At 43.9% G+C, this 13,074-nt stretch carries 9 protein-coding genes; all 9 read left to right on the top strand.

Going from position 1 to position 13,074, the window contains the following annotated elements; genetic code table 11:
• The first annotated feature begins 53 nt into the window (after positions 1–53).
• The 9 genes from L3V33_RS15855 (at position 54) to fliD (ending at position 13,074) form a co-directional block, all read left to right on the top strand.
• A complete protein-coding gene (locus L3V33_RS15855) occupies positions 54–1,145 on the top strand; it encodes a flagellar basal body P-ring protein FlgI (protein WP_017106350.1) in 1,092 nt (363 codons plus the stop codon).
• A gap of 10 nt (positions 1,146–1,155) precedes the next feature.
• Positions 1,156–2,073 (top strand): flagellar assembly peptidoglycan hydrolase FlgJ, encoded by a 918-nt coding sequence (gene flgJ / locus L3V33_RS15850; protein ID WP_146454452.1) that lies wholly within the window; start codon positions 1,156–1,158, stop codon positions 2,071–2,073.
• A 220-nt stretch (positions 2,074–2,293) separates the two neighbouring features.
• Entirely contained in the window at positions 2,294–4,174 is a 1,881-nt protein-coding gene (flgK, locus tag L3V33_RS15845) for a flagellar hook-associated protein FlgK (RefSeq protein ID WP_237290787.1), read from the top strand.
• A 10-nt stretch (positions 4,175–4,184) separates the two neighbouring features.
• Entirely contained in the window at positions 4,185–5,378 is a 1,194-nt protein-coding gene (flgL, locus tag L3V33_RS15840) for a flagellar hook-associated protein FlgL (RefSeq protein ID WP_017095941.1), read from the top strand.
• 423 nt (positions 5,379–5,801) lie between these two features.
• A complete protein-coding gene (locus tag L3V33_RS15835) occupies positions 5,802–6,938 on the top strand; it encodes a flagellin (protein ID WP_017085293.1) in 1,137 nt (378 codons plus the stop codon).
• Positions 6,939–7,639: 701 nt separating this feature from the next.
• Positions 7,640–8,773: a flagellin gene (locus L3V33_RS15830; protein WP_017095940.1), complete on the top strand. Its 1,134-nt coding sequence runs from the start codon at positions 7,640–7,642 to the stop codon at positions 8,771–8,773.
• 613 nt (positions 8,774–9,386) lie between these two features.
• On the top strand, positions 9,387–10,517 hold the full coding sequence (locus L3V33_RS15825) for a flagellin (protein ID WP_237290786.1): 1,131 nt from the start codon (positions 9,387–9,389) through the stop codon (positions 10,515–10,517).
• 81 nt (positions 10,518–10,598) lie between these two features.
• A complete protein-coding gene (gene flaG, locus L3V33_RS15820) occupies positions 10,599–11,024 on the top strand; it encodes a flagellar protein FlaG (RefSeq protein WP_017087933.1) in 426 nt (141 codons plus the stop codon).
• A gap of 22 nt (positions 11,025–11,046) precedes the next feature.
• Positions 11,047–13,074 carry a flagellar filament capping protein FliD gene (gene fliD / locus L3V33_RS15815; RefSeq protein ID WP_146457871.1) on the top strand — a complete coding sequence of 676 codons (2,028 nt, stop codon included), beginning with the start codon at positions 11,047–11,049 and terminating at the stop codon, positions 13,072–13,074.

Raw genomic sequence — 13,074 nt, 5'->3', positions numbered from 1 at the left:
GGCCATATTTAGCTAAGCTATTATAAATTAAAGCAATACAGACAGGTCACTCAATGAAAAAACTAACACTCGTACTATTCGGCATGCTATTTCTTGCCACCAGTGCCCATGCTGCGCGTATCAAAGACGTGGCAAAAGTGGCGGGTGTTCGTAGTAACCAACTTGTCGGTTATGGTTTGGTTACGGGTTTGCCGGGGACAGGTGAGACAACTCCCTTTACCGATCAAACGTTTAACGCAATGCTGCAAAACTTTGGCATTCAATTGCCGCCCGGCACCAAGCCAAAAACCAAGAACGTCGCCGCGGTAATTGTTACCGCTGAACTTCCGGCATTCTCTAAGCAGGGCCAGGAAGTTGACGTGACCGTTTCTTCTATCGGATCAGCAAAAAGCCTTCGTGGTGGTACCTTACTGCAGACTTTCCTGAAAGGTCTAGACGGTCAAGTGTATGCTGTGGCTCAAGGTAACTTGGTGGTGAGTGGTTTTAGTGCACAAGGTAACGATGGCTCTAAAATCGTCGGTAACAACCCTAATGTCGGCATCATATCTAGCGGTGCGACGGTTGAGCAAGAAATCCCAACTCCATTTGGCCGTGGTGACTACATCACTTTCAACCTAATCCAATCCGATTTTACAACGGCTCAGCGCTTGGCTGACGCGGTTAATAATTTCCTAGGCCCACAAATGGCTTCAGCGGTCGACGCGACGTCAGTAAAAGTTCGTGCGCCACGTGAAATCAGCCAACGTGTCGCTTTCTTATCTGCCATCGAAAATATCGAATTCGACCCTGCAGAGGGTTCTGCAAAAATCATTGTTAACTCTCGTACTGGTACGATTGTGGTTGGTAAACATGTTCGCTTAAAAGCGGCAGCGGTAACGCACGGTGGTATGACGGTCGCAATCAAAGAAAACCTCAACGTGAGCCAACCGAATGCATTTTCTGGTGGTCAAACCGTAGTGGTTCCTGATTCTGATATCGAAGTCACCGAAGCCGATGGCAAGATGTTCAAGTTTGAACCGGGTCTAACGCTGGATGATTTGGTTCGTGCAGTCAACGAAGTGGGCGCAGCGCCTTCTGATTTAATGGCAATCCTTCAAGCACTGAAACAAGCGGGTGCTATTGAAGGCCAGTTGATCATTATCTAAGGAGTAAAGCATGATTAAAAATAACAATGACATCGGCTTTATTCACGACATCGGCAGCCTAGATCGTCTTCGTCAACAAGCAGTAAACGGTGAAGAAGGCAGCGAGAAAGAAGCATTAACCGCTGCGGCAAAACAGTTTGAATCCATTTTTACGTCGATGTTGTTTAAGTCGATGCGTGATGCGAACTCTAGCTTTAAGTCAGATATGCTGAACAGCCAGAACGAGCAGTTTTATCGTCAGATGCAAGATGACCAAATGGCGAGTGAGTTGAGTGCTTCAGGTTCATTAGGCCTTGCGGACATGATTGTAGCTCAGTTAAGCGCAGGTCAAGCAAGCGACGCGACAGAAGATAAGGTTCGCAGTGAAGGTTTTGATACCTCGCTGGAGAGACCTCAATATTCAGATCGTTCAGAAAATAAAGTATCTCAAGTTCAATCTGCTTCCGCTGCAAAACAACCCGCTTCATTTGATTCGCCGGAATCGTTTGTTACGTCGATGAAGCCTTACGCTGAAAAAGCGGCGAGCGCACTCGGTGTTGATTCGTCACTGCTATTAGCACAAGCGGCACTTGAAACAGGTTGGGGCTCTAAGATGATTAAGAACTCTTTGGGTAACAGCAATAACCTATTTAACATCAAAGCAGATAGAAGTTGGAAGGGCGATAAGGTCGCAACCCAAACTCTTGAGTTCCATGGCAAAACAGCCGTTAAAGAGTCAGCTTCTTTCCGTTCTTACTCTAATTTCGAAGATAGCTTTAATGATTACGTGAAATTCTTGAATGAAAATCCAAGATACGAAACGGCGCTACAGCATCAAGGCAATTCAGAGAATTTCATTAAAGGTATTCATCAGGCTGGTTACGCAACTGACCCTAACTATGCAGACAAGGTTTTACGAGTTAAAGCCAAGATTGATGAGATGAACTAGCGTCATAAATCAACATAGAGAGCTTGCTACTGGCAGGCTCTTTTCTTCTCCGCCCCTTCAGTTCTTACGCGTCATCCATAGTTATCTCCTTACATTTCAATAAATTATTGTCTTTTAACTCTCCATTATTTGTATTGGCACATATATTGCTATTATCTTAGTAATATGCGGTTGTAGTTAATCAGTTCATTCTGGTTTTGTTAAGTTTTTTGGGGGCATTATGGCGTCGGATCTTCTGAATGTAGGGGCACAAAGTGTTCTTACGGCTCAGAGACAGCTCAACACCACAGGTCATAACATTTCTAACGCCAACACAGAGGGCTATAGCCGCCAGTCTGTGATTCAAGGTGTGAATGACCCGCGCCAGTACGGTGGGCAAACCTACGGTATGGGTGTGCATGTGGAAAATGTTCGCCGCTCTTGGGATCAGTTTGCCGTTAAAGAACTTAACTTATCGACAACTAATGCCGCTAACAAAAGCGATACCGAAGCTAACCTTGATCTGCTGTCTGGCATGTTGTCATCGGCTGCTTCGAAGAAGATTCCCGAGAACCTCAATGAGTGGTTTGATTCTATTAAGACACTCGCCGATACCCCGAATGATGTGGGTGCGCGCAAGGTCGTGCTAGAGAAAGCTGGGCTTTTAACTAAAACCTTGAATGAATTTCATGAAACGGTACGTCAACAATCTGATTCTACCAACAAAAAATTAGAAGTCGGCATCGAACGTGTTAACCAAATTGCGGTTGAGATTCGTGACGTTCAGCGTCTGATGATGCGAACACCAGGACCTCATAATGATTTACGAGATCAGCACGAAAAGCTGATCAATGAGCTATCTGGCTACACCAAAGTGACGGTAACGCCGCGATCTAATGCGGAAGGATTTAACGTCCATATTGGTAATGGTCATACCTTAGTTTCTGGTAGTGAAGCAAGTCAACTGAAGCTAGTTGACGGTTTACCTGATACGCATCAGCGTCGACTGGCGATTGTTGAAGGTAAGTCTTTGAAGCCGATTACCAGTAATGATATCGATGGGAAAATCGGTGCCATGCTCAATATGCGAGACGAACACATTCCTGACATCATGGATGAGCTTGGGCGTTTGGCGACGGCTTTCTCGGAGAAAGTAAACTCACTTCAATCACAAGGTTTAGATCTCAATGGCAACGTTGGCCAAGATATTTTCACCGATGTGAACTCTGAGCGAGTGGCAAAATCACGCGTGACGGCTGGTAGCCAATCAAAGGCTGATGTTGCCGTATATATTGATGACACCTCTGCCTTGAAAGGTGGCGAGTATGGTCTTAAGTATGACGGCAGTGACTATGTCGTGACCAAGCCGGATGGTGAAACGGTAAAAGTCAGCACTAATTCAGCAGGTAATGCTTTTTATCTAGATGGGATGCGAGTCGAAGTTCGAAACCCGCCGGAATTGGGTGAGAAGCTGTTACTGCGTCCAACGCGTAACTTTGCTGCTCAGATTCAGATGGAAACCAAAGACCCTAGAGATATTGCCGCACAAAGTTATGAAGCCTCGACCACGTTCGCGAAAGGCTCTGCGGGGTTCAAGATCTTAGCGGCCGGTCAATTGCGTGAGTTTGAAGTGATTGTTTCACCAAAAGGTGAGCAGTTTGCCGTGACTGATCCGAAAGGCAATATTTTAATGCAGCCTCAGCCGTACCCACCTGAGGGGCCGGTTACGATTAATGGCACGACTTTCGAGTTGACCTCTGGAGCCGTGGCAAACGATAAATTTACGGCAAACCTTGTCCCATCAGAGGGTGACAACGGTAACTTACGTAAACTGCAAGATCTTCAAACTGAAAAAGTTTTGAACGATGGTGAATCTACGATTTTAGAGCTTTACCACAACTTGAATACTAATACGGGGCTGAAGTCATCAACGGCAAATCGTCTGAGTGATATCGCTAGGTTGGAAAAAGAGTCAGCTCAAGAACGTATCGCTTCAGTGTCTGGAGTTAACCTAGATGAAGAAGCGGCAAATATGATGAAATTTCAGCAAGCGTATATGGCCTCTTCGCGAATCATGCAAGCAGCCAATGATACGTTTAACACTATTTTGGCTCTGAGATAGGAAGGTATAAATGTTGAATCGCATCTCTAGCTTCCACAATTATCAGTCAGTACAAAATGACTTGCGCCGTCAAGAAAATAAGGTACATCACAATCAAGCGCAACTTGCTTCCGGTAAGAAGTTGCAGTCGCCAAGTGATGATCCGTTGGCTACGCATTATTTGCAAAACATTGGTCAGCAGTCAGAGCAGCTTAAGCAATATGGTGACGCCATTGTCTTGGTCCGCAATCGATTGGAGCACCAAGAAGTAATGATTTCTAATTCGGAGGATTTTGCAGATGAAGCAAAACGTACCGTGATGGAAATGGTAAATGGTTCGTTATCACCAGAAGATCGTCTTGCAAAGAGGCGTGAAATTCAAGAATTAGCGAGTAATTTTTTGCATATGTCTAATTCTCAAGACGAGTCAGGTAACTACACATTTGCTGGCACTAAGCCGAAGAATCAACCCTTCTTTCGAGATAATAAAGGTCATGTCAGCTATGCAGGTGATGATTACCAACGCAAGATGCGTGTTGCAAGTAGTTTTGAAATGGCGATGAATGATCCGGGCAGCAAGCTGTTTATGGAAATCGATAACCCATTTGGTGATTATGAGCCTCAATATGATTTGAAGCCGGCCTCTGCATTGTTACTTGAACGAGCCACAAATGAGTCTTTTCAAGATGATTCAACTTACAAAATTACTTTTGTCGATATGCAAAATGGTCAGTTTGCTTATCAACTAGAAAAAGATGGTAGTACTGTATCTGTGGAAGATTTTGAACCATCTAAAGGTATTGAATATGAAGGTTTGAGTATTCAAATCAAAGGTCAAATCACCAAAGGCGACTCGATTACTTTGGAGCCAAGAAGCTCATTTTCAATATTTGACACCTTCCAAGATGCAGCAGAACTTGCAGAATCATCCGTGTCTGACGCATCAGCGACGGCAAAGTTGCAACAAGCAACCGAAGAGTTCCATGCTGCGTTTATTCATTTGACCAAAGCGAGAACGGATGTCGGTGCGCGATTGAATACGCTGGATATCCAAGAACAGCAACATGAAGATTTTAAGTTGTCTTTAGCCAAAGCAAAAAGCAACTTTGAAGATTTGGATTACTCGAAAGCCATCATTGAGTTCAATGAAAACTCACGAGCATTGCAAGCTTCTCAACAAGCGTTTGGTAAAACCAAAGACCTGACCTTGTTTAACTATATTTAATGATCAATCGGTATTTAGTGGTGAACTAACACTCACCATTGAAGTTAGATTCTTTGCCGTATGTGCTATGCCGTACGAGCGAATCACTTCAACCTTTGCCGGTTTTTTATACAGGGTGTCATCTGTTTGAAAATAGCGGCAAAAAGCGGCAATGGGTCAATGAAGGTACTTTTTGTTCCCTAAGCCAGTTAAACCAAATCGAGTTAAGTTTTAATTTAAGTGATTGATTTTATGTATATTAAAATTCAATTAAAACAGTATTAAACTTGGCATATAACTTGTATATGTATTGGTCATAAAATGATTTATACAGATCTTAAACCTTGCATAGGGTTTAGCGAGTAATACACGGTCAGTGCTTATCCATATGAGAGTAAAGCTGGCCGCTTCGCAGAAAGTTTGCGAACTCATAAGGAGAGCAAAATGGCTATTAATGTAAGCACTAACGTTTCTGCTATGACAGCACAACGTTACCTGAATAAAGCGTCTAATGATTTAGCGACCTCTATGGAACGTTTGTCATCAGGGCATAAAATCAACAGCGCGAAAGACGATGCAGCCGGTCTGCAAATCTCTAACCGTTTAACGGCGCAATCACGTGGTTTAGACGTGGCAATGCGTAATGCCAATGATGGTATTTCAATTGCACAAACCGCTGAAGGCGCGATGAATGAATCAACCAACGTACTACAACGTATGCGTGATCTGGCGATTCAATCATCAAACGGAACTAATACCGCAGCTGAACGTACCGCGCTCAATGAAGAGTCTTCGGCACTTCAAGATGAGCTTAACCGTATCGCAGAGACAACCTCGTTTGGTGGTCGTCGTCTGTTGAATGGTTCATTTGGTGAAGCATCATTCCAGATTGGTTCTAGCTCTGGTGAAGCGATGATTATGGGCCTTACTAGTGTTCGTGCTGATGATTTCCGTATGGGTGGTACAACGTTTGATTCTGAAAACGGTAAAGACAAAAGTTGGGAAGTACCAGCACAAGCTCGCGATCTTAAGCTCGAATTTAAAACAAAGTCAGGTGAAGACATCGTTTTAGATATTAATACCAAAGCGGGTGATGATATCGAAGAGCTTGCTACTTACATTAATGGTCAATCTGATCTTGTGAACGCATCGGTTACCGATGATGGTCGCATTCAACTATTTGTTGCTGAACCTGACCTTGAAGGGGCTATGTCTATTTCTGGTGGCTTAGCTTCTGAGCTAGGTATTAAGAGTGAAGGTCGTGCAACATCGGTTCAAGATATTAGTTTGATGAGCGTAGCAGGATCACAGAATGCTATTAGCGTGATTGATTCTGCAATGAAATACGTAGATTCACAGCGTGCTGATTTAGGTGCGAAACAAAACCGTCTAAGCCACAGTATTAACAACTTGGCAAACGTTCAAGAGAACGTAGACGCTTCAAATAGCCGAATCAAAGATACGGACTTTGCGAAAGAGACGACGCAAATGACCAAATCACAAATTCTGCAACAAGCAGGTACTTCGATACTTGCTCAAGCAAAACAGTTGCCTAACTCTGCAATGACACTATTGCAATAGTTATTGGTTGAACTTGCTGCTCGTGTTCAGACGTGAGCCATGCAGCAAGGGAAACTGGCAAGCATACTTACTATGAGTGTTTAGCTCTCTCATCTCTCACCTGCTATTCATTTTTACGGTAAGAATGCAACGGCGCGTCAGAAATGTGTTCATTTCTCGATGATCTCCACACAGGCTCTGACCTGCCAACTAGCCCCGGTTCTCTCAAAGGAAAAGGGGCTTTTTCCTTTCTGTTCTTTATATCTCTGTTTCCTATATTTCTTATTTTTACTTTTTTGTTTTCCTGTCTTTTGCGTTTCCCCACTGGTTTCTAACTTTAGTTTTCTGATCCTTAAGTTTCCATTCAACCCATTTTCTTCGTTACAAATGCTCTCCTTGGCAAGATAAATTGCATAATCTTTATGCCCATCAATGATCTTTGGTGATTGATCATTTCTGAGCGTTGACCAATTTTAACGACGCTTAGCGTGTTTTTTGAACAAATTAGGATCTTTACCTAATTAAATTCAATAGCTGCTTTAGAAAATCAGTAAATTTAACCTACTGATAAATATCAAATTAATATTTTATTTGTGGTTTTTTAAAAGTTTTTCTAAAGCTTCGGGATTTTGAGCCGTTATTAAAAGTAACTTTGAGAGAACTACTTGGTTTTCCGAGACGTCGGAAACCGCTATACCGGAAAATCAATTGGAGAAATCACCATGGCAGTGAATGTAAATACAAACGTTTCAGCGATGACAGCGCAACGTTACCTAAACAACGCAAACAGCGCACAACAAACATCAATGGAGCGTCTAGCTTCAGGCTCTAAAATCAACAGCGCGAAAGATGACGCTGCGGGCCTACAAATCTCTAACCGTTTGAACGTTCAGAGCCGCGGCCTTGATGTTGCTGTACGTAACGCGAACGACGGTATCTCTATTGCACAAACTGCTGAAGGTGCAATGAACGAGACAACCAACATCCTGCAACGTATGCGTGATTTGTCTCTACAATCTTCAAACGGCTCAAACTCAAAATCTGAGCGTGTAGCGATTCAAGAAGAAGTAACAGCATTGAATGACGAATTAAACCGTATCGCGGAAACAACGTCTTTCGGTGGCAATAAGCTGCTTAACGGTACTCACGGTACTAAATCATTCCAAATCGGTGCGGATAACGGTGAAGCGGTAATGCTTCAACTGAAAGACATGCGCTCTGATAACGCTCAGATGGGTGGTAAAAGCTACCAAACTGAGAACGCGAAAGACAAAGACTGGAACGTTCAAGCTGGCGCAAACGACCTAAAAATGTCGTTCACTGATAACTTCGGTCAAGCACAAGAAATCGATGTGTCTGCGAAAGCGGGCGATGACATCGAAGAGCTAGCAACGTACATCAATGGTCAACAAGATTCTGTTAAAGCGTCTGTAACTGAAGACGGCAACCTACAAATGTTTGCAGGTAATAACAAGGTTGAAGGCAGCGTTGAGTTTTCTGGTTCACTTGCGGGTGAACTAGGCATGCAAGCGGGTAAAGAAGTAACGGTTGATACGATTGATGTAACGTCAGTTGGTGGTGCACAAGAATCTGTTGCAGTAATCGATGCGGCCCTTAAGTATGTAGATAGCCACCGTGCTGAGCTAGGTGCTTTCCAAAACCGTTTCGACCATGCTATCAGCAACTTAGACAACATTAACGAAAACGTTAATGCATCTAAGAGCCGTATTAAAGATACCGATTTCGCGAAAGAAACGACCCAGATGACTAAGTCTCAGATCCTTTCTCAAGCTTCAAGCTCGATCCTTGCTCAAGCGAAGCAAGCTCCGAACTCGGCACTTAGCCTACTAGGTTAATCGATTGAAAAGCCACGTTGGTTATAAGCGCTGTTGATCATAAACGTTAACGTTAGGCTTCCACAAATTAGCTCGTGGTGAGAGATGAGCGCTAAACAAACCCAGCTTCGGCTGGGTTTTTTATTGCCTGTAATTTGGCGAAGGTGTATTTGGAAAAGTGCAATGTTGGTAAGCAGGAGCAAAAGCGAGATTCCCTATCACGTTCGTTCCTCACTGTAGGGAATGACGACTATAGAGAGGTAGCCATCCATTGTTTACTTGAATCGAAGTCGTTGGCCGTCATCCCAGAATCGAGTAGAACGAGATATCAGGGATCTTTTTTGGTTTTTATATTCAACACCACGCCCATTAATCCAAGCTGAATGGAAACTTTAGCGAATGTCGCTCGATTAATTGAATCCCGATCACACTTTTCTTTGTTGTTGAAAAGAATATGAAAAAAAGCACATTTTTTATTAAAGCTTCTAATTAAGGGGCCGTTAAAGGGATTGAGAGAAATGATATGTACCAATGTAAGGTGAGAGAGACACTGGTGCATAAACAAAATTGACATGTATTTGTGTGAGGTGAGAGTCACATAAGTACATTAAAAAATGCCTAAAGGAGATCAACTATGGCGATTAATGTAAGCACTAATGTGTCTGCAATGACGGCTCAGCGCTACCTAAATAGCGCGGCTGAAGGTACTCAAAAATCAATGGAGCGTTTGTCTTCTGGCTATAAAATCAATAGCGCAAAAGATGATGCTGCAGGCCTACAAATTTCTAACCGCTTAACGTCGCAAAGCCGTGGCCTAGATATGGCTGTGAAAAATGCGAATGACGGTATCTCTATTGCACAGACAGCTGAAGGTGCAATGAATGAGTCAACCAACATTCTGCAACGTATGCGTGACCTTTCTCTTCAATCTTCAAATGGTTCAAACAGCAAATCTGAACGTGTTGCGATCCAGGAAGAAGTCTCTGCTCTAAACACAGAACTTAACCGTATCGCTGAAACGACCTCTTTTGGTGGTAACAAGCTTCTTAACGGTACTTACGGTAGCCAATCTTTCCAAATCGGTGCTGATTCTGGTGAAGCAGTAATGCTGACTATGAATAACATGCGTACTGACACTCAAGACATGGGTGGCAAAAGCTACGGCGTAGAAGAAGGCAAAGATGCTTCTTGGCGTGTAGGCGCAGGTTCTGATCTGACTATCAAATACAACGATAAGTTTGGTGAAGCTCAAGAGCTGTCTATTTCTGCAAAAGAAGGCAACGATATCGAAGAGCTAGCAACGTACATCAATGGCCAAAGTGAAGATGTTAAAGCGTCTGTTGGTGAAGGCGGCAAATTGCAACTTTTCGCTTCAAGTCAAAAAGTTGAAGGTGATGTTGAGTTCGGTGGTAGCCTTACTGGTGAGCTAGGTATCGGTGCCGCTAAAGACGTTACTGTTAACGATATCGATGTAACCTCGGTTGCTGGTGCGAACGAAGCCGTATCTGTTATTGATGGCGCACTAAAATCAGTGGACAGTAACCGCGCTTCTCTTGGTGCTTTCCAAAACCGTTTTGATCATGCAATCAGCAACTTAGATAACATCAACGAAAACGTTAATGCATCTAAGAGCCGTATCAAAGATACCGATTACGCGAAAGAAACAACGGCAATGACGAAGTCTCAAATCCTGCAACAGGCGAGTACTTCTATCCTAGCTCAAGCGAAGCAGTCACCATCAGCAGCTCTAAGCTTATTGGGCTAAACTTACCTTGGTAAGTAGTGGTAAACTCTACTCTGGGTAGAGTTTTACTGTTTGGCTCATAAAGGAGGGAGGGAGAGTGTTATGGAAATTCCATCCAACGCATCGAACATCCAGCCTTATGGCTCACCTAATGGCATTAAATTTGCAAGCGATGAAGGTAGTAGTGCGTCGAACATTTCACGACTGAAAGAAGCAACATCTTATGGCAAGGTAGAAAAATCGAAAGAGCAAGCTACCGAAGCTGCGATTCAATTAGCTCAAGATAGACAGCAGTTAAACGATGAAGAGCGAGTCAAGATGGTAGAGAAGGTAAACGAGTTTGTCTCCTCTCTCAACAAGGGTGTTGCCTTTAAAGTCGATGAAGAGTCGGGGAGAGATGTGGTCACTATTTATGAGACCACCACTGGTGATATTATTCGCCAGATTCCTGATGAAGAAATGCTTGAGATTCTAAGGCGCCTAGCAGCCCAAAACTCAAATAGTAGAATATTTGAGGTGAAGGTTTAAGTCGTATTATTGAGGTGGTTTAATGAGTTTTGGCCCAATGGGGATTTCGTCTGGCATGGATATCAATTCCATGGTCAGCAAAATTGTTGATTCGGAGCGTGTACCTAAACAGCAACGAATTGATAATGAACGAACGCGAATCGATACCAGCATTAGTGCCTATGGAAGACTCAGAGAATCCCTTGATTCGATGAAAAACCTGATGACAAACTTTCGTCAGGAAAAAGCTTTTGCTGTGCGAACAGTTGAAAGTACCGATGAAGGTCTTGTCTCTGCAACCGCGACTACCGAAGCGATCGCTGGCAAATATGCCATCGATGTGTTGCAGCTTGCCCAGAGTCATAAAGTGGCTTCTGATGTACTGTCAGAGGACATGAAATTTGGCCCAGGTAAGCTGCAGGTTTCGCTTGGTGATGACAGCTTTGATGTGCAAGTTGGCGACAGATCGAAACTTATCGATGTCGTTCGCAGTATAAACGGCGCAGATAGCAATCCAGGCGTTCGTGCATCTATTATCAATGATGTCGAAGGCCCACGACTTATTGTCGCCTCGAACCAGTCTGGTTCAGATCAGCAGATCAGCATTAATGTAGAGTCTGATGCTGCTAATCCTCTAAAAAAACTCGAATACAAAACTCTAGAAGAGCGTGTGAAGGCGCTTGAGAAAGCGCGCCTTGCTGCACAAGATGTTCTTGCTCTAACCCCTGCAGGAAAAGCCGTTGAACTCATCGATGAAGCGATCGCTAACGATGACCCAAATGCGAGTGAAAAACTCGATGAAGACGGCAATGTTATCCCAGCAACCCAAACCGATTCTGCCTCAGATGTTGACGGAGACTCTCAAAGTCTTAGCTACGGCGAACAAGCTGCAGCCGATGGTCAAGCTGCCCTAGACGCAGCTCTTGCGTCAAAGTCTGTGATGCCCGAAGACAATATCCCAGGTTGGACTGAAACAGCCTCAGGAACTCTTTTAGATTCTTACTACACACCAGAACTTGAGCTTGATGAAAAAGCGATAGAGAAGGCGCCTGACGTGCCGGGGTGGTCAAATGCTGCCTCGGGTACTCTGACCGATTCCTACGTGACGCCGAAAGAAGCTCAGCAAAAGCTTGAAGCTGAACAAGCGCGTATCGAAGATAAAATTTCACAAGAAAAAGCCGATTTGGCTGAGAAAGTTCAAAAAGGCGAATTGACCGCCGAACAAGCCAAAAAAATTGAGCGTGCGAAATTAGAACCCGAAGAGCGTGAGCTTTTAGATAAAGTCGATAAAGCGCAAGCTGAGCTCGAACAGGCACAGCAGTCTTTTGATACCTATAGCGGTATGGCTGAAGTTCAGGCAGGGCAAGATTCAATGGTCGTTCTAGACGGCGTTGCACAGCTTTCGAGTAATAACAATGTGATTGAAGATGCCGTAGAAGGTATCGATATTACGGTGAAAGGAAAAACGCCAAAAGATAAGCCACCGGCTGAAATTGGTGTTGAGTACGACCGTAATAGTGTGCGCCAAGACATTGAAGCTTTCGTTAACTCTTACAATCAGTTTTATCAAGTGTCTAAGAATTTGGCGGGCGTTGATCCAACGACTGGCCAAAAAGGGCCGCTTTCTGGCGACAGTACTGTACGTAATGCCGATTCGCGATTGAAAGGGGTGTTCTCATCAAGTATTGAAGGCGCGCCTGATAATCTCAAGTCATTGACTGAATTTGGTATCACTACCACTAGGCAAGGCTCGCTAGAAATCAACTACGACATGCTTGATCGTCAACTTAATAATAACTTCGATAAGTTGGGTGAGTTCTTTGGCGGCAACAACGGTTTCGCCAAAAAAGTGGAAGATGCGATTCAAGGTATCACAGGTATCACAGGTTCGATTCGTACTAGAGAAAAGAGCTTAGTCGAGCAAAACTACCGCTTGGTTGATGACCAAAGCGCACTCGATCGCCGTATGGACAGCCTAGAAAACCGTACACATTCTAAGTTTACTGCCATGCAAGATGCGACTAGCAAGATGCAATCCCAATTGGGCAGTATGATGAATGCGTTGGGCTAA

It is taken from the genome of Vibrio sp. A2-1 (genome assembly GCF_021728355.1).
Lineage (GTDB): Bacteria > Pseudomonadota > Gammaproteobacteria > Enterobacterales > Vibrionaceae > Vibrio > Vibrio splendidus_K.
This window is presented reverse-complemented; position numbering and strand designations above follow the sequence as displayed.